The sequence below is a fragment of the Caballeronia sp. LZ032 genome (assembly GCF_031451315.1).
Taxonomy (GTDB): domain Bacteria; phylum Pseudomonadota; class Gammaproteobacteria; order Burkholderiales; family Burkholderiaceae; genus Caballeronia.
In genome coordinates, this window is the sequence record NZ_JARUXP010000004.1 from 358815 (window position 1) to 376152 (window position 17338).

Below are 17338 nucleotides of genomic sequence, written 5' to 3' on the forward strand. Positions count from 1 at the left end.
TCACGGATTCGCCCTGATGTTCGGGCGCTGCAAGGTTGGCGAAAAGTGCCGATTATTGGCAAATCGTGGTGGGTTCACGTCGATGTCACGGATATCTGCAATTCTCCGGTTCGAGGTTGAAACCGCCTCGAATCCTCCCGACATCAGAGAGCTCATCACCATGACCCGCGATTTGCGCCTTGCGCGCGCCGTGCTGCCGGCGATCGCCGCTGCAGTCAGCCTGTTTGCCGCGATGCCCGTGCACGCCGCCGAAGCCGTCGTTCTCTATACCGCCGACGGTCTCGAGAACCTCTACAAGGACGTGCTGCCCGCGTTCGAGAAGAAGGAAGGCGTGAAGGTCAACATCGTCACGGCGGGCAGCGGCGAAGTCGTGAACCGCGCGACGGTGGAGAAGGATGCACCGAAGGCCGACGTGCTCGTCACGCTGCCGCCGTTCATCCAGCAGGCGCAGCAGGGCGGCCTGCTGCAGCCGTACGCGAGCGTGAACTACAAGAACGTTCCGGCGATCGCGAAAGCGCAGGATGGTGCGTGGGCCACGTTCGTGAACAACTACTTTTCGTTCGCGATCAATCCCGACGTCACGAAGAACGCGCCGCGCACCTTCGCTGACCTGCTGCATCCGAACTACTCGGGCAAGATCGCGTATTCGAATCCCGCCACCGCCGGCGACGGCATGGCCGTCATCATCCTGACCTCGGCGCTGATGGGCGAAGACGCCGCGTTCAGCTATCTGAAGAACCTCGAGCAGAGCGCCAAGTTCCACACGAAGGGCACCGGCTATCTCGACGTGCTGCTCTCGCGCAACGAGATCGCCTTCGCGAACGGCGACCTGCAGATGGACCTCGACGACGCCGCCAACGGCGGTCTCTCGATCAAGCCGCTGTTCCTCTCGCACAAGGCCGGCGAAGCGCCTAGCACGTTCCAGCTGCCGTATGCGATCGGCCTCATCAGGAGCGGTCCGAACCAGGCCGAAGGCAAGAAGCTGATCGACTATCTGATGTCGCCGGAAGTGCAGGCGAAGGTGCCGGACATCTACGGCATTCCGGGCCGCACCGACGTGCCGCTCGCCGGCAAGAACGGCGAGGCCGTGAAGCAGGCCATCGCGGGCGTGAAGCTGATTCCGGTCGACTGGAACCAGGTCATGGCGAAGAAGGCCGGCTGGACCGAGCGCTGGAAGAACGAAGTGATCGGCAACACGGGCAAGCAGACCGAAGTGGTCAAGCCGAAGTCGTAACGTGAACGCGATTCCCAGCCACACAGCGGGCGTCGATGCGACGCCCGGCGTGCAGATCGACCGGCTCACGGTGCGCTTCGGTGCGCGCACCGTGCTGGACGATCTCTCGCTGCATATCGAACGCGGCGAGTTCCTGACGGTGCTCGGCAAGAGCGGCTGCGGCAAGACCACGCTGTTGCGCTTCATCGCGGGCTTCGTCGCCGCCGATGCGCTCGCCGGCCGGCTGTCGATCGCCGGCCGCGACCTGACGCACGCGCCGCCGCATCGGCGCAATCTTGGCTTGCTGTTCCAGAGCTATGCGCTGTTTCCGCATCTCTCGGTGTTCGACAACGTCGCCTTCGGCCTGCGCGCGCGCCGGCTGGCGGGCGGCGAGATCGCGCGCCGCGTCGCCGATGCGCTCAAGCTCGTGCAACTGTCCGATGCCGGCCATGTGATGCCCGCGCAATTGTCGGGCGGCATGCAGCAGCGCGTGGCGCTGGCGCGTGCGCTGGTCATCGAGCCGGACGTGCTGTTGCTCGACGAGCCGCTGTCCGCACTCGATGCCAACCTGCGCGCGTCCGTGCGCAGCGAACTGAAGGCGCTGCATGAACGCCTGCCGAACCTGACGATCGTCTGCGTGACCCACGATCAGGACGACGCGCTCGTGCTCTCTGACCGCACGCTGTTGATGCGCGATGGACGCATCGCGCAACTGGGCGCGCCGCGCGAACTGTATGACGCGCCGAACGATGCCTACGTCGCGCGCTATCTCGGCGCGGCGAACCTGCTGCCGCCGCGCGTGGTGTATCCGCTTGGGAATGCGCGCCATGAGGAGCGTGAGCGGCTGGCGTGCATCCGTCCGGAAAGCTTCAGGATCGTGCCGCTGGGCGAAGGCCGCCTGCATGGCACGATTGCGTCCGTCGAATGGTATGGCGCCGCGTTGTCCATCTCGGTCGCGCTCGATGCGTTGCCCGGCGAGCCGGTGCTCGTCGCGATGCAGCGCGGCCACGCCCGTGCGCCGGAGCAGGGCGCGCGCGTCTCTTTGAGTTTCGAGGCTGACGATGTCGTCCTTGTTCGTCCCTGACAGCGTCGCGCGCGACGAGCCCCCCGGCGACGCCGAACTGTCCGCGCAGTTCGCCGCGCATGCCGCCGCCGCGAAACGCCGCGCGCGGCGCGCACAGTGGCATCTGTTGTTCATTCTCGTGGTCGTGCTCGGGCCGCTCGTGGTCTATCCGCTCGCGCGTCTCGCGATGCTGAGCGTAAGCGGACCGCAAGGCTTCACGCTGCATGCCTATACGGCGTTCTTCGGCAATCCCGAAACGCGCGGCATGATCGGCACGACGCTTGGGATCTTGTTCGCGAGTGCGAGCATTGCTTCAGTGCTCGGTGTCGGGCTCGCCTCGATGCTGTTCTTCAGGCCGTTCGCGGGCGCGCGGCTGCTGACGCGCTTCCTGGAATTGTTTGTCGCGTTTCCTTCGTTTCTCGTGGCCTTCACGCTGATCTTTCTGTATGGCTCGCAGGGTTCGGTGAGCATCGGCCTGCAACGGCTCTTTTCGCTCGATGCCACGCCGCTCGACTTCCTGTTCGGCATCGGCGGCGTGATCCTGGCGGAAGTGGTGTTCTATGCGCCGTTCGTCGTGCGTCCGACGCTCGCGTCCTATGCGACGCTCGATCTGCGTCTCGTCGAAGCGGCACGGAGCCTCGGTGCGAATGGCTGGATGGTCGCGCTGAAGGTCGTGCTGCCGCTCGCGTGGCCGGGCATCGCGGCGGGCACGGTGCTGTGTTTCCTGCTGACGCTGAACGAGTTCGGCATTCTGCTCGTGCTCGGCAGCGCGCATCTGGTTACCTTGCCGATCGCCATCTACAGCGCCGCGACCGTCGATCTCGACCTGCCCAGCGCGGCCGCCGGCGCGGTCGTGATGCTGCTGATGTCGCTGTCGCTGCATGCGCTCTACCGGCGCGCGGAACGCCGCTCGAAAGGACGTTGACATGCAGCTTGCCCTTGCTTCGCGCTTCAGGCCCGGCGCCGTCCTGAGTTTCATCGCGACGGGATGCGTCGCGCTGCTGTGCTTCTGGCTGTTCGTGCTGCCGGTGGGCGTGGTCGCGCTGTCGAGCGTCGCGTCGCACTGGTCCGGCACGATCCTGCCCGACGGCTACAGCACGCGCTGGTTCGCGCGCCTCTCATCCAGCGACTTCGACGCCGTCATCACGAGCCTCGAAGTCGGTGTCGGCGTGGCGGTGCTCGGCACCGCGCTGGGGCTCTGGCTCGCGCTTGCTCTGGAAGGACGCGACCGGCGCGGCCTCGGCGCGCTCGTCGATGCCGTCGCGATGATGGGCAGCGGCGTGCCGAGCATCGTGCTTGGTCTCGCGGTGCTGATCGCGTATCACAAGCGTCCGCTCGATCTCTCCGGTTCGGCGGCCATCGTCGTGCTGGTGCAGCTCGCGCTGGTGCTGCCGTTCTGCTACCGCTGCGCCGCGGCGGCACTGCGCCCCGAGCTGACGACGCTGCGCGAGGCGGCCGCGAGTCTCGGCGCGCCGCCGCGCATGGTGCTGTTGCGGGTCGTGCTGCCGCAACTCGTGCCGGCGATCCGCGCCAGCCTGGCGCTGGGCTTCGCGCTGTCGCTCGGCGAACTGGGCGCGACGCTCACGGTATATCCGCCGGGCTTCGCGACGGTGCCTATCGTTGTCGTGGGGCAGGTCAACCGCGGCTACTATCTGCCGGCGTCGGCGCTATCGCTGATCCTGCTGGGCATCTCGCTTGCCGCGCTGCTGCTGATCGCCGCACGGACCCCGCGCCGTTGAGAAGCATGCCAATCATACGGATGGCGAAGTAAATATTTCCCTCGCGCCGAGCAGGGCGAGGGCGCCGGTCAGCAATTCCCGGGCCTCATTGCGGTGCACGAGCCGTCATACCAAAAACAATAAAACTGGCGTAACCTGCACGTTCAGGCGCGACCGCACCCGCGCGGAACGGAGCGATGGCCGGTAAATGCGTCCAGTCGGTGAACTCCGGATGCGCTTTCGCGGTCGCTGCATATGACGCAATAACCGGAGGTTTCGATGACATCCGTCGACCTGGAATTCGACCAGCTCAATAGTACTGTCGATGCGCTCAGGCGCTCCATCTCGAACCGCCTGATGTACGGCGTAGGCAAGGATGCGGTCACCGCGCAGCCGCGCGACTGGCTGCATGCCGTCGAACTGGCGGTGCGGGACCGCCTCGTGGCGCGCTGGATGCGCACCACTCGTCTGCAATATGAACAGGACGTGAAACGCGTCTATTACCTGTCGATGGAGTTCCTCATCGGCCGGACCTTCACCAATGCGCTGCTCGCGCTCGGCATTCACGACGAGGTGCGCGATGCGCTCGCCGGCCTCGGCGTCGATCTCTCCGCGCTGGAAGATCTCGAACCCGATGCCGCGCTCGGCAACGGCGGCCTGGGCCGTCTCGCTGCCTGCTTCCTCGACTCGATGGCAACGGTCGGCGTGCCCGGTTTCGGCTATGGCATCCGTTACGAATACGGGATGTTCCGCCAGACCATCGTCGACGGCAATCAGGTTGAAATGCCCGACTACTGGCTGCGCGCGGGCAATCCGTGGGAGTTTCCGCGTCCCGAGGTCGTGTACACCGTGCACTTCGGCGGGCGTACTGTGCAGCACGAGGACCGCACCGACTGGATCGATACCGAGCACGTCAACGCGATGGCCTACGACACGGTCATCCCCGGCTTCGCCACCACGGCGACCAACACGTTACGCCTGTGGTCCGCGCGCGCGACCGACGAGTTCGATCTCTCCGCCTTCAACCAGGGCGACTATCGCCGCGCGGTGGAAGCGAAGAACACGTCCGAACACGTGTCGCGGCTGCTGTATCCGGATGATTCGACGCAAGCCGGCCGCGAACTGCGTCTGCGCCAGGAATACTTCTTCGTCTCCGCGACGATGCAGGATCTGATCCGCCGCTATCAGCGCACGCATACGCACTTCGGGCGGCTCGCCGAGAAGGTGGCGGTGCATCTGAACGACACCCACCCGGTGCTGGCGATTCCCGAACTGATGCGCCTGCTGGTGGACCGTCATCATCTGCCATGGGACAAGGCGTGGAAGCTGATCCAGCAGATGTTCTCATACACGAATCACACGTTGATGCCGGAAGCGCTCGAGACGTGGGATGTCGAGATGCTCGCGCGGCTGCTGCCCAGGCATCTGGAAATCATCTTCGAGATCAACGCGCAGTTCCTGAAGCAGGTCACCGAGAAGTTCGGCCGTGACGTGGAGTTGATCCGCCGCATCTCGCTCGTCGATGAATACGGTCAGCGCCGCGTGCGCATGGCGCATCTGGCGATCGTCGCAAGTCACAAGGTGAACGGCGTCTCGAAGCTGCACTCGCAACTGATGGTGCAGAACATCTTCTCCGACTTCGCGCGCATGTATCCGGAGCGCTTCACCAACGTGACGAACGGCGTCACGCCGCGCCGCTGGCTGGCGCAGGCGAGTCCGTCGCTGTCCAGCCTGATCGACAAGCGCCTCGGGCCGCGCTGGCGCACCGATCTCTTCGAACTCGGCCGGCTGCGCGAATGGCGCGACGATCCCGAATTCCGCAAGGCGTTTCATGACGCGAAGTTCGCGAGCAAGCTGCGGCTCGTCGAACGCGCGAAACGCGACGCCAACGCGATCATCAATCCCGAGGCGCTGTTCGACCTCCAGGTGAAGCGGATCCACGAGTACAAGCGGCAGCTGCTCAACATCCTGTACGTGATCGTGCGCTACAACCGCATTCGCGAGAATCCGGAGAAGGACTGGACGCCGCGCGTGGTGATGTTCGCGGGGAAGGCGGCGTCGGCGTACAAGATGGCGAAGAACATCATCAAGCTCATCAACGACGTCGCGAAGAAGATCAACGCGGACCCGCTGATCGGCGATCGCCTGAAAGTGGGCTTCATCCCGAACTATGGCGTGAGCGTCGCGGAGCTGATCATTCCGGCAGCGGATCTCTCCGAACAGATCTCGATGGCCGGCACCGAAGCATCGGGCACCGGCAACATGAAGCTCGCGCTGAACGGCGCGCTGACCATCGGCACGCTGGATGGCGCGAACATCGAGATCTGCGATGCGGTGGGGCGCGAGAACATCTTCATCTTCGGCAACACGACCGACGAGATCGAGTCCTTGCGCGCGGCGGGGTATCGGCCGCGGCAGATCTATGAAGAGAACCCGGAGCTGAAGGTGGCGCTCGACCAGATCCGCCTCGGGCATTTCTCGCCGGAAGAGCCGCACCGCTTCTACGACATCTTCCACACGCTGGTGGACTGGGGCGATCACTACATGGTGCTCGCCGACTTCGACAGCTTCGACAAGACCCAGACCGAAGTCGATCTCAAGTTCCGCGACAGGGACGCGTGGACCCGGAGCGCCATCGAGAACGTGGCCGGCATGGGCATTTTCTCGTCGGACCGCACGATCGCGGAGTATGCCCGCGATATCTGGCATGTCGAGCCGTTGCAGATCACCTGACTCCGTGACGATCAGCCCTGCGGCTTGACTGCCGCAGAGTTCGCCGCATGCTTCGCGACCGCCTCGGCGACCAGCGCGGCCACCTTGTCCGCGAAGTCCTGATCCTTCGTGATGAGCACTTCGCGTTCGCCGTCGGGCGTGGCCACCATCAGTTGATAGATGACGTCCTGCGTGATCCAGGTCAGGTAGCCGACCACGACGATCATGATGCCGAGCACGAGCGCCGCGCCCGAGCCGGTGAAGATGCCCGCGCCCAGCACCACGAGCCCGATCAGCGCGAAAAGGATCGGCAGCGGCTTCTGGCGCGGAATCATGACGACGCGCGCCGCGCGCAGTTCGCGCAGCGGGATCATCTGGCCCGAGGCCGACAGGCCCGCGCGCGACAACGTGACGCCGCGTTCGTTGAAGGGAGTATCCATAAGCGTTGCGTAGAGGTTCCGACGACCGGTGAAACCGGGCAGGTTACCAGACCGCGCGGTCCGGCGGCGTGTGCCGTATCGACACGGGCCGCCGGATCCGCCACGTGAGGCAGCCTAGAAGGCGTAGCGGACACCCGCGAAGACGCTGCGTCCCTCGCCCGGATAGAAGATCGCGGTCGATGCCGTGCGGGCGTCGGCGACCGTGCTGATGTCGCTGACATAGCGCTTGTTGGTCAGGTTGCGCGCGTCCAGGAAGACCGACAGCCCGTTTTTGAAGTCCATGCCCGCCTGGAGGCCGAGCAAGGTGTAGCCGGGCACGCGCAGCGTGTTGGCATCGTCGGCCCAGGCGCCTGCCGGCACCCAGTCCACCGATGCCGAAATATGAAACCCGTTGGGCCGCGAGTAGCCGAGCACCGCGCGCATCACGTTCACCGGCACGCCCGCAATGCGGTTGTTGCCGTACACCGGATCGTCCTTGAAGCGGAAGTCGCTCAGGTTCCACACGCCGGAGAGCGTCACCTTGTCGCCCGCGCCGCGGCTCGTCAGATTGCGCAGCACGTCCACTGAAATGCCCGCTTCTACACCTTGCAGCACGGTCTTGTTCGCATTGAAGGTGGAGGCGGGGATGTCGGGGCTCGTCGTGTATTGCAGCAACTGATCGCGCACGATCGAGCGATATGCCGTCAGGTCCCAGCTCACACGATCGCGCGTGCCGCGCGTGCCGAGTTCCAGCGTCCACGCATGTTGCGCGCTCAGCGGCGTGAATTGCGTCGTGTTCGAGAAGGTCTGCGTCAGGTCGCTGAAGTCGGGCACGTCCTGGCTGCGCGTGACGTCCACGTACGCCTGGATTTCGCGGCTGGGCTGCCACAGCAGTCCGAGTTTCGGATTCACGCCGCTGAAGGTTTCGCTGGTCGACTTGTAGGTCGGGTCGGCGGCGAGTCCGCCATGGTCGACATACTGGCGCACATCGCGCAACGCCTTGAAGCCCGCCATCAGCGCGACAGTCGGCAGGAAGAACAGGCGGTCTTCCACGTAGGCTTCGTAGTTATAGGCGCTTTGCGTGGAATCGAGCGTCTGCGTGCCTTCGTTGCCCGAGACATTGACGTACTGCCGCGCCTGCGTATTGCCGCCGAAGAAGCGCGCGCCCGCGATCACGTCGTTGCGCATGCCGCCCAGATTGAGCGTCGCCGTGTAGCGCGGCGCGATGCCGTAGGTCCAGCCGTCCTGATCGATTACCTGGAAGATCGGGTGATAGAGACTCTTGTGTATCGCCCAGGTGACGACGTCGAGCTGGCCGACATCGAGCTTCACGCTCGTCTTGTTGGCGATGCGTTCGGTGCGCGTGTCGCGTGCCTGATCGCCGGACAGCGCGCTCGGCGCCGCTTTGGTGGGATTGTTCAGGGCGTCGCTGAGCGAGAGCGTGCCCGGCAGTTCCTGATCCACGACATAGACGCCGAGATAGAAGCGCGTTTCCACTTCCGGCGAAAAGCGGTAGCCGATGTTCGCGTTGAACTGCTCGTACTGCCCGCGTTCGTGATCGCGATAGCCATCCGCATGATTCACCGAAAACGTGCCGATGAAATCCAGCGGCCCCAGCACGCGCGAGAACTGCGCACTGCTGCGCACCGTGCCGTAGCTGCCGCCCTCGAGGCGAAGGATGTTCGGCGCTTCGGCGGTGCGGGCGGTCGGCGTAATGAAGTCGATCGCGCCGCCCTGCATCGACGAGCCGTACGCGAGGCCGTTGCCGCCCTTGTAGACATCGACGGATTGCAGCGCGATGGGGTCGATCTGATAGTAGTCGCCGCTGCCGTCGGCGAGGTTGGTCGGAATGCCGTCCTGGAGGATTTCGAGTCCGCGCGTGTGATAGCTGCGCGCGATGCCCGAGCCGCGGATCGACAGCCGCAGTTCCTGGCCATAGCGGTTCTGCACGAACACGCCGGGAACGTTCTTGAGCACATCGCGCAGGGTGAAGGCGTAGGTGTTCTGGAAGTCGTCGCCGTCGACGAAACCGACCGAGCCGACCGTCTCGAAGAGCTTGCGTTTCTCCTGGGCGACGCTCTGCGACGTGAGCGACTGATCGGGCTGTCCCTGCACGATCACGGCGGGGAGCGTGGCGGCGGGCTCAGGCGTCGTCTGGGCAAACGCGCGCGAGGCAAACAGCAGGCTCACGCCGGTAGCGAAGGCGCTTCTTCTGGCGAGGGCGTATTTCATTGTTTCGCCTCCACGAGCGTGGAAGCAGGCGAGGTCGGCTCGCTGCCGCAAGGGATCGGGCACAGGTGCATGGTTCTTCTCTGATATCGGTCGTGAAAGATCGCGCACGCGCACAGGCGTGCGAAACCGTTCGATGCCGGCAAGGCATCGCGTCATGGGAACGAGGTCAGATCAGAACGGGCGGGGCGCGTGGTTGCGCCGGGGAGAAGTGCGTGACGCGCCGCGTGTCGCGCGCAGGCGTGGGCGCGACGGATTGCCGCGCAGGAATATCCAGCGCGAACGCCAGCCGTACGGCCGGCAAGACAGGCGCGTGCGCGAAGACATGACAGTAGCCGCAGGCCTGGCCGCCGAGGTGCGCGGGGGCATCGGAGTTGCGATGTTCGTCCGCGGGTGTCGCGTGCGCCGAGCACAGTTCCGCAGTGAAGTCGGCGGTACGCGCATGCGCCGCGAGCAACTGCGAGATCGCCGGGGCGAACGTGATCAGCAGCATGGCGAATAGCGCCAGCAGTGAACCCGTTCGTTGATGAAGGCGACGGCGCATCGTGATCAGATGTAAGGACGGAAATCGTGACGGCGGCGATTATGCCATCGGCTACGTGGTATTACAGAACAAATTGCCCGGAATTCCCGGAATAAATACGGTGCGTGAAACGGTGCATGCCATTGCATGTGCGGCACAGCGCACCGAGGCGCCTGGCTCGCTGTGGCAGCGTGTTCGCAGGAAGCTCACGGCACGGGAGGTCGCATGAACGTGCGCACGGTTTCGTTGTGCCTGGCCATGGCATGCATGGCCCGGCATGCCGCCGCCGACACCCTCACACGCGCGGACGGCGGCCGCTACGTCGGACAGGTCGTGAACGGCAAGGCCGACGGTCAGGGCGTCGAAACGCGCCCCGACGGCACCATCCTCAAGGGGCGCTTCGCCCAGGACGCCTTCGTCGAAGGCACGATGCGTTCCGGCGGCTGGGTCGTGCCGTTCTCGGCCTGCCATTCGACCCCTGCTGGCGCCGCCTCCACGCCAGAGATTGCGGACCGGTGATGCGTCGGCACTTGCATATCGTAAATTCCCGATATAAACTTCGACGCAAGACGATTTCGGGAGCCTTTGCATCCGTTTCGTCAGACGCAAGAGCACCGAAATGGACATCGACGCAATTCACAAGGCCCTCGCCAACCCCCTTCGCCGCGAGATTCTCGAGTGGTTGAAGGAGCCGGAACTGCATTTCCCTGATCAGGAACTGCCGCATCTGCACGGCGTATGCGCGGGCCAGATCGATGGGCGCTGCGACATGTCGCAGTCCACCGTTTCGGCGCATCTCTCTGTTTTGCAAAAGGCCGGACTCGTCACCACGAAGCGCGTTGGACAATGGGTGTTCTTCAAGCGCGACGAAGCGGTGATCCAGGCGTTCCGCGATTCCCTCGCGAAGCTCTGAGCAAGGTGTTTCGCCCGGCGCAGTCCAGCTTCAAACTTATTTAGGATGCCATTACATGACGACTCTCTTCGATCCGCTCAAGGTAGGCGCACTTACGCTCAAGAACCGCATCATCATGGCCCCGCTCACGCGTCAGCGTGCCGGTGTCGAGCGTGTGCCGAACGCGCTGATGGCGCAGTACTATGCGGACCGCGCATCGGCCGGCCTGATTCTCAGCGAGGCCACCTCGGTGACGCCGCAGGGCGTCGGCTATGCCGACACGCCGGGCATCTGGTCGGATGAGCAGGTGGAAGGCTGGAAGCTCGTGACGAAGGCCGTTCACGATGCCGGCGGCAAGATCATGCTGCAACTGTGGCATGTGGGCCGCATCTCGGACCCCGTGTTCCTCGACGGCGAGCTGCCCGTGGCGCCGAGCGCCATCGCGGCGGGCGGACATGTGAGTCTCGTGCGTCCGCAGCGTCCGTTCGTGACGCCGCGCGCGCTCGAGCTGGATGAAATTGCCGGCGTGGTCGCTGCATTCCGCAAGGGCGCGGAGAATGCGAAGCGCGCCGGTTTCGACGGCGTCGAAGTGCATGGCGCGAACGGCTATCTGCTCGACCAGTTCCTGCAGGACAGCACCAACAAGCGTACCGATGCCTACGGCGGCGCGATTGAAAACCGTGCGCGCCTGCTGCTCGAAGTGGTCGACGAATGTATCGACGTATGGGGTGCGGACCGCGTGGGCGTGCATCTGGCACCGCGCGCGGATTCGCACACGATGGGCGACAGCGACCGTGCAGCCACCTTCGGTTATGTGGCGCACGAACTCGGCCGTCGCAAGATTGCGTTCATCGCGGCGCGTGAGCATGAAGCGGGCGACAGCCTCGGGCCGCAACTGAAAAAGGCCTTTGGTGGCGTGTATATCGTGAACGAAGGGTTCTCGAAGGCGAGCGCCGAAGCGATCATCGCGCGCGGCGATGCCGATGCCGTCGCCTGGGGCAAGACGTTCATCGCGAACGCGGATCTGGTGCGCCGCTTTGAGCAGGACGCCGCGCTGAACGACTGGGACACCTCGACGTTCTACGCGCCCGGTGCGAAGGGCTACACGGACTATCCGCTGCTCGAAACGGCGGAATAAAACCACGCATTGAAAAAGAGGAGAACGACGGCGCGCGCCGTCGTTCGTCAATCCTCGCGCATCGGGCGCAAGCCAGTTTCACTCTCCCCGCCATTCGGCCCCTCTCTGCGCGCGCATCAGCGTCCGCGTCTCTCCCTCCGTAAGTTGCCTCAACCGAAGCGCCCTCCAAGCGCCCTCAAAGCGCTCATCGACGAACTTCGACCCTGACGACCGCCGGGCAATTGCCGCTCACAAAAAATTGCGGACTTGTTAGGGACAATTTCGAAAATTGGTGTATTGGTGAGCCGTCGAGATGAATCCGTGCCGGGCGCAGTCCCAGGCTATGAACGATTCACATACGCCCGGCAAGACGCAGAAAAAATTGCGTCGAATTGTGCGTGTGTTGTCGTCGGTCAAGCTGCGCTTCATTTCGAGTGGACGGTTTGAACATCCTCAATATGATTCAGGCGATTCAAATGATCGTGCTGATTTTCTGCCGTTCTTGGTCAAAAAAACGGCAAAGCAGCTTCGACTTGACAAGGAACGCTTATGTCATGGCTTACTGCAACACTGCGTAGTTATCCTGAAATCGCCGTATTTCTCTCGTTGGGCGTTGGCTACTGGGTCGGCGGAAAAAGCTTCAAGGGGTTCAGTCTCGGCGCAGTGACCGCGACCCTGCTTGCCGCCATCGCCGTAGGCCAGCTCGGCATCACCATCTCGCCCAACGTCAAGTCCGTCTTCTTCCTGATGTTCCTGTTCGCCGTCGGCTATGGCGTCGGGCCGCAGTTCGTGCGCGGCATCGCGAAGGACGGGTTGCCGCAGGCGTTGTTCGCCGTCATTCAATGCGCGTTGTGCCTGGCCGCGCCGTGGGTCGCCGCGAAGATCGCCGGTTATGACATCGGCTCGGCGGCGGGGCTGTTCGCAGGCTCGCAGACCATCTCGGCTTCCATGGGCCTCGCGACAGACGCAATCAATCGCCTTGGCCTGCCGCCCGAGCAGGCCAAGGCGATGCTCGACGCCATGCCGACTGCCTACGCCGTGACCTACATCTACGGCACGATCGGCTCGGCGCTGATCCTGGCGATGCTCGGTCCACGGCTTCTCGGGATCGATCTGGTTGCGGCGTGCAAGGAGTACGAGAAGCAACTCGGCGGCGGCACGGAACTGGGCGGCGACGGCTCGGGCTGGCATCAGTTCACGTTGCGCGCCTATCGCGTGCAGGCCCATGGCCGTGTCGCGGGTCTGACGGTCGCACAGGCGGAAGCGCTGGAGCCCGCGGGCGCCCGGCTCTTCATCGAGCGGATCCGGCGCGGCGGGCAGATCCAGGAAGCGAAGATCGACGACGTACTGCAGGCCGGCGACGTGGTCGCCGTGGTCGGGAGGCGCGATCAGCTGGTCGAGATTCTCGGCGGCGGCGTGGCGACAGAAGTCGACGACGCAGAATTGCTCGCCGTGCCGGTCGAAGGCGTCGATATCTTCGTGACGAACAAGGCGGTGGAAGGCAAGACGCTCGGCGAGCTGGCGCATCTGCCAGGCGCGCGCGGCGTGTTCATCCGCAGGATCAAACGCGGTGCGACCGAGACGCTCATTCCGGTCCTGGCGAACACGAAATTGCATCGTGGCGACACCGTGACGGTGGTAGGGCGCACGCAGGACACCACGGCGGTCGCCAAGGCGGCCGGCGTGATCGACCGCCCGAGCGATGTCGCCGACATGGCGTTTACCGGCCTGGCGATCACGCTTGGCGCGCTGATCGGTGCGGTCGTCATTCACGCGGGCGGCGTTCCGCTCACGCTGTCGACCGCGGGCGGCGCGCTGATCGCGGGGATTCTCTTCGGCTGGCTCCGCGCGATTCACCCGACCTTCGGACGGATTCCGTCTCCGACACTGTGGTTCATGAATTCGGTCGGCCTGAACGTGTTCATCGCAGTGGTGGGCATCACCGCTGGTCCGGGCTTTGTCGCGGGGCTCGAGAAGCTCGGCGTGAGCCTCTTTCTGTGGGGCATCTTCGCGTCGTCGGTGCCGCTCATTCTCGGCATGTACATCGCGAAATACGTCTTCAGGTTTCATCCGGCGATCCTGCTCGGCATCTGCGCGGGCGCGCGGACCACGACGGCCGCGCTCGGCATGATCTGCGATGCCGCGAAAAGCCAGGTGCCGGGCCTCGGCTACACGGTCACCTACGCGGTGGGCAATACGCTGCTGACCATCTGGGGGATGGTGATCGTCATGCTGCTTTCGTGAGCGTGCCGCATGTCTTTTCAAGTGTCATCGAGTTGATTTCTTTTTCTGGGGGTGTTGGATGGCCAAGTCTTCAAAGCCGGCTCGCGACGATCGTGCTGCGATGGCAGCGCTCAGCCCGTTCGAACTCAAGGACGAGCTCATCAAGGCCGCGGGCGGCAGCGCGGTCGAGCGGCCCGCGAATCTCGCGATGCTCAACGCGGGCCGCGGTAACCCGAATTTTCTTGCGACGATTCCGCGCCATGGCTTCTGGCAACTGGGCCTCTTCGCGATGCGGGAGTCGGAGCGTTCGTTTGCCTATATGCCGGAAGGCGTCGGCGGATTTCCAAAGCGGGAAGGCATCGAGGAGCGCTTCGAAATTTTTGCGCGCGAGTTTCATGGCACGCCCGGCATCAGCTTCCTGGCGGGCGCCGTGTCCTACGTTCGCGACCAGCTCGGCCTGAACGCGGCTGATTTCCTGTATGAGATGTGCGAAGGCATTCTCGCCTGCAACTATCCCGTGCCGGATCGCATGCTGGCGCTGTCGGAGCGCATCGTCGCGCAGTATCTGCGGCGCGAGATGATCGGCAAGCATCCGTTCGTCGGCGAATTCGACGTCTTCGCGGTGGAAGGCGGCACCGCGGCGATGACCTACATCTTCAACACGATGCGCGAGAATTTCCTCATCAAGGCGGGCGACACCATCGCGCTCGGCCGGCCGATCTTCACGCCGTACATCGAAATTCCGCGCCTGAACGACTACAAGCTGAACGTCATCAACTGCGATGCCGACGTGAAGAACCGCTGGCAGTACTCGAAAAGCGAGCTCGACAAGTTACGTGACAAGAAGGTGAAGGCGTTCTTTCTCGTCAATCCGAGCAACCCGCCGTCGGTGAAGATGGATGAGGCGAGCTTGGAGTACATCGCCGAAATCGTGAAGGAGCGGCCTGATCTGATTCTGCTCACCGACGATGTCTACGGCACCTTCGCCGACGACTTCGTGTCGCTCTTCGCGCTGTGCCCGAAAAACACCATCCTGGTCTATTCGTACTCGAAGTACTTCGGCGCGACCGGCTGGCGCCTCGGCACGATCGCGACGCACCGTGACAACGTGCTGGACGAGCAGATCGCTGCCTTGCCGAAAGATGCGCGGGCGATCCTGCACGAACGTTACGAATCGATCACGACCGAGCCCGACAAGCTCAAATTCATCGACCGTCTGGTGGCGGACAGCCGGACCGTCGCGCTGAATCACACAGCCGGCCTCTCCACGCCGCAACAGGTGCAGATGGTGCTGTTCTCCCTGTTCTCGCTGATGGACACGCCCGATGCCTACAAGAACGCGCTGAAGCGTCTGATCCGTGGCCGCAAGGCGGCGCTCTATCGCGAGATCGGTGTGGCCCAGGAAGCGGAGGACGAGAACCAGGTCGACTACTACACGATCCTCGATCTCGAATACATGGGTGGGCGCGCGTATGGCAAGGAATTCGTCGACTGGGTGCTCAAGAGCGTGCAGCCCTCCGAAATGCTCTTCGAGCTTGCAAAGGAAGCGCGCGTCGTTCTGCTGCCGGGACGCGGCTTCGGGACGCCGCATCCTTCGGGCCGCGTGTCGCTCGCCAATCTCAACGAGAGCGACTACATGCTGATCGGCCGCGCGATTCGCAAGCTGATGGATCGATACGTCGAGCGCTTCAGGAAGGAAGGCGGCAAAACAGCGAAGTAATCGAAATTCTCAATCCTTATTTGCAGAGGATGCAAGGCAATGAATCCTGCAACGAACCCGGACGGCACGCCGCCTGAAAAAGTCACGATGTACGACGAATTCAATCTCGAAGTGCCGGAGAACGCCTTCCCGCGACACGGCATTTCGGCGCGCGCCGCGGACGCGCTGGTCTGGAGCGACGAGTGGACCGACACCAACCCCATGCTGAACATGTCGTCGTTCGTCACGACCTTTGCGGAACCCGAGGCGGTGGAGACCGCGCGGCGCAACATGTACAAGAACTACATCGACCATGACATGTATCCGCAACTCTTCGCGATGGAGAGGCGCATGGTCCGCTGGCTGCACGAGCTCTGGAACGGTCCGCAAGACGTGGAGCCCTACGGTGCGGCGACTATCGGCTCCTCCGAGGCGTGCATGCTGGCGGGACTGGCGCACAAGTGGAACTGGCGGCAGGCGCGCGAGAAGGCCGGCAAGGACGCATCGCGACCGAACATGGTGACCGGCGGCAATGTGCAGATCGTCTGGAAGAAATTCCTGCGCTACTTCGACGTCGAGCCGCGCATCGTGCCGCTCGAGCCGGGCAACTATCGGCTGACGGCGGATCAGCTGGACAAGTACGTCGACGAGAACACCATCGCGGTGGTCGCGATCGCCGGACAGACGTTCACCGGCGAGGACGACGACATCCAGGCAATCCACGACTGGCTCGACGCGTACGAACAGAAGACCGGCATCTCGATTCCGATGCATATCGACGGCGCCTCGGGCGGCTTCGTCAATCCCTTTCTCTATCCGGACTACGCGTGGGATTTCCGTCTGCCGCGCGTGCAGTCGATCAACGCGTCCGGGCACAAGTTCGGGCTCACGCCGCCAGGACTCGGCTGGGTGGTGTTCCGCGAGCGCAAGGTCTTCAATGAAGACCTGATCTTCTACGTCAACTATCTTGGCGGTGAAATGCCTACCGCGACCCTCAACTTCAGCCGCAACGCGGCGCCGATCGCGGTGCAGTACTACCAGTTTCTGCGTCTTGGCTTCGATGGCTACAAGCGCATCATGACGCACACGCTCGCCAATGCGGTCAGGCTGCGCGACGAACTGGTCAAGAGCGGCTACTTCACCATCATGAACGAGACGCAGCGCATTCCTGTCGTCGCCGTCACGCTCGATCCCAAGGTGAAGAAATTCAATGAGTTCGACGTGTCGAACAAGGTGCGCGAGAAAGGCTGGGTGCTGTCGGCGTATTCGATGCCGCCCAACGCCGAGGAAGTGAGGAGCCTGCGCGTGGTGGTGCGTCCACACATCAACCACACTGTCGCAATGTCGCTGGCGCGCGACATCGTCTCCGCCTGCGCGTACCTCGACGAGCACGGCGGCACGGCCACCGCTCCGGCACTGCACGCTCACGCCGATCCTCACAAGGTCGCCGTGGCGAAATGCTGAGCCGCGTGAGCGTGTGAGCGTGTGAAAAAAACGGGCCGCCCAAGGGCGGCCCGTTTCGTTCAGCAG

The 17338-nt window shown here is 63.8% G+C and carries 15 protein-coding genes; 12 read left to right on the forward strand and 3 right to left on the reverse strand.

Going from position 1 to position 17338, the window contains the following annotated elements; translation table 11 throughout:
• Positions 1–160: 160 nt before the first annotated feature.
• The 5 genes from phnS (at position 161) to QCE69_RS29405 (ending at position 6727) form a co-directional block, all read left to right on the forward strand.
• Positions 161–1234, forward strand: coding sequence for a 2-aminoethylphosphonate ABC transporter substrate-binding protein (gene phnS / locus QCE69_RS29385; protein WP_309925788.1), 1074 nt, complete (start codon positions 161–163; stop codon positions 1232–1234).
• Position 1235: 1 nt separating this feature from the next.
• Positions 1236–2297: a 2-aminoethylphosphonate ABC transport system ATP-binding subunit PhnT gene (phnT, locus tag QCE69_RS29390; RefSeq protein ID WP_309934477.1), complete on the forward strand. Its 1062-nt coding sequence runs from the start codon at positions 1236–1238 to the stop codon at positions 2295–2297.
• On the forward strand, positions 2275–3201 hold the full coding sequence (phnU, locus tag QCE69_RS29395; RefSeq protein ID WP_309934478.1) for a 2-aminoethylphosphonate ABC transporter permease subunit: 927 nt from the start codon (positions 2275–2277) through the stop codon (positions 3199–3201). The genes phnT and phnU overlap by 23 nt, the downstream gene beginning before the upstream one ends.
• 1 nt (position 3202) lies before the next feature.
• Positions 3203–4015 (forward strand): 2-aminoethylphosphonate ABC transport system, membrane component PhnV, encoded by an 813-nt coding sequence (phnV, locus tag QCE69_RS29400; RefSeq protein WP_309934480.1) that lies wholly within the window; start codon positions 3203–3205, stop codon positions 4013–4015.
• Between the two features lie 258 nt (positions 4016–4273).
• On the forward strand, positions 4274–6727 hold the full coding sequence (locus tag QCE69_RS29405) for a glycogen/starch/alpha-glucan phosphorylase (protein ID WP_309925793.1): 2454 nt from the start codon (positions 4274–4276) through the stop codon (positions 6725–6727).
• An 11-nt stretch (positions 6728–6738) separates the two neighbouring features.
• Here QCE69_RS29405 and QCE69_RS29410 read toward each other — a convergent pair whose 3' ends face one another.
• The 3 genes from QCE69_RS29410 to QCE69_RS29420 all read right to left on the reverse strand — a co-directional run bounded on the left by QCE69_RS29410 (position 6739) and on the right by QCE69_RS29420 (position 9898).
• On the reverse strand, positions 6739–7146 hold the full coding sequence (locus QCE69_RS29410; protein ID WP_309934482.1) for a DUF6232 family protein: 408 nt from the start codon (positions 7144–7146) through the stop codon (positions 6739–6741).
• A 114-nt stretch (positions 7147–7260) separates the two neighbouring features.
• Positions 7261–9357: a TonB-dependent receptor gene (locus tag QCE69_RS29415; RefSeq protein WP_309934484.1), complete on the reverse strand. Its 2097-nt coding sequence runs from the start codon at positions 9355–9357 to the stop codon at positions 7261–7263.
• Between the two features lie 166 nt (positions 9358–9523).
• Entirely contained in the window at positions 9524–9898 is a 375-nt protein-coding gene (locus QCE69_RS29420; protein WP_309934485.1) for a DUF2946 domain-containing protein, read from the reverse strand.
• 204 nt (positions 9899–10102) lie between these two features.
• Here QCE69_RS29420 and QCE69_RS29425 point away from each other — a divergent pair, with 204 nt between their 5' ends.
• The 7 genes from QCE69_RS29425 to QCE69_RS29455 all read left to right on the forward strand — a co-directional run bounded on the left by QCE69_RS29425 (position 10103) and on the right by QCE69_RS29455 (position 17272).
• The gene (locus tag QCE69_RS29425; RefSeq protein WP_309925797.1) at positions 10103–10396 is read left to right on the forward strand and encodes a hypothetical protein; all 294 of its coding nucleotides are present in this window, start codon (positions 10103–10105) and stop codon (positions 10394–10396) included.
• 100 nt (positions 10397–10496) lie between these two features.
• Positions 10497–10790: a metalloregulator ArsR/SmtB family transcription factor gene (locus QCE69_RS29430; protein ID WP_309819508.1), complete on the forward strand. Its 294-nt coding sequence runs from the start codon at positions 10497–10499 to the stop codon at positions 10788–10790.
• A 55-nt stretch (positions 10791–10845) separates the two neighbouring features.
• Positions 10846–11907 carry an alkene reductase gene (locus QCE69_RS29435; protein ID WP_309925799.1) on the forward strand — a complete coding sequence of 354 codons (1062 nt, stop codon included), beginning with the start codon at positions 10846–10848 and terminating at the stop codon, positions 11905–11907.
• A gap of 322 nt (positions 11908–12229) precedes the next feature.
• The gene (locus tag QCE69_RS29440) at positions 12230–12553 is read left to right on the forward strand and encodes a hypothetical protein (protein ID WP_309935449.1); all 324 of its coding nucleotides are present in this window, start codon (positions 12230–12232) and stop codon (positions 12551–12553) included.
• Positions 12436–14130 carry an aspartate-alanine antiporter gene (gene aspT, locus QCE69_RS29445; protein ID WP_309925801.1) on the forward strand — a complete coding sequence of 565 codons (1695 nt, stop codon included), beginning with the start codon at positions 12436–12438 and terminating at the stop codon, positions 14128–14130. The genes QCE69_RS29440 and aspT overlap by 118 nt, the downstream gene beginning before the upstream one ends.
• 58 nt (positions 14131–14188) lie before the next feature.
• A complete protein-coding gene (locus tag QCE69_RS29450; protein ID WP_309934487.1) occupies positions 14189–15829 on the forward strand; it encodes a bifunctional aspartate transaminase/aspartate 4-decarboxylase in 1641 nt (546 codons plus the stop codon).
• A gap of 39 nt (positions 15830–15868) precedes the next feature.
• Positions 15869–17272: a glutamate decarboxylase gene (locus tag QCE69_RS29455; RefSeq protein ID WP_309934489.1), complete on the forward strand. Its 1404-nt coding sequence runs from the start codon at positions 15869–15871 to the stop codon at positions 17270–17272.
• Positions 17273–17338: the final 66 nt, after the last annotated feature.

Bases quoted from the DNA above. Each gene is read 5' to 3' on its own strand.
- phnS (WP_309925788.1), top strand. From the start codon at position 161: ATGACCCGCGATTTGCGCCTTGCGCGCGCCGTGCTGCCGGCGATCGCC.
- phnU (WP_309934478.1), top strand. From the start codon at position 2,275: ATGTCGTCCTTGTTCGTCCCTGACAGCGTCGCGCGCGACGAGCCCCCC.
- phnV (WP_309934480.1), top strand. From the start codon at position 3,203: ATGCAGCTTGCCCTTGCTTCGCGCTTCAGGCCCGGCGCCGTCCTGAGT.
- QCE69_RS29405 (WP_309925793.1), top strand. From the start codon at position 4,274: ATGACATCCGTCGACCTGGAATTCGACCAGCTCAATAGTACTGTCGAT.
- QCE69_RS29410 (WP_309934482.1), bottom strand. From the start codon at position 7,146: ATGGATACTCCCTTCAACGAACGCGGCGTCACGTTGTCGCGCGCGGGC.
- QCE69_RS29415 (WP_309934484.1), bottom strand. From the start codon at position 9,357: ATGAAATACGCCCTCGCCAGAAGAAGCGCCTTCGCTACCGGCGTGAGC.
- QCE69_RS29420 (WP_309934485.1), bottom strand. From the start codon at position 9,898: ATGCGCCGTCGCCTTCATCAACGAACGGGTTCACTGCTGGCGCTATTC.
- QCE69_RS29425 (WP_309925797.1), top strand. From the start codon at position 10,103: ATGAACGTGCGCACGGTTTCGTTGTGCCTGGCCATGGCATGCATGGCC.
- QCE69_RS29430 (WP_309819508.1), top strand. From the start codon at position 10,497: ATGGACATCGACGCAATTCACAAGGCCCTCGCCAACCCCCTTCGCCGC.
- QCE69_RS29435 (WP_309925799.1), top strand. From the start codon at position 10,846: ATGACGACTCTCTTCGATCCGCTCAAGGTAGGCGCACTTACGCTCAAG.
- QCE69_RS29440 (WP_309935449.1), top strand. From the start codon at position 12,230: ATGAACGATTCACATACGCCCGGCAAGACGCAGAAAAAATTGCGTCGA.
- aspT (WP_309925801.1), top strand. From the start codon at position 12,436: ATGTCATGGCTTACTGCAACACTGCGTAGTTATCCTGAAATCGCCGTA.
- QCE69_RS29450 (WP_309934487.1), top strand. From the start codon at position 14,189: ATGGCCAAGTCTTCAAAGCCGGCTCGCGACGATCGTGCTGCGATGGCA.
- QCE69_RS29455 (WP_309934489.1), top strand. From the start codon at position 15,869: ATGAATCCTGCAACGAACCCGGACGGCACGCCGCCTGAAAAAGTCACG.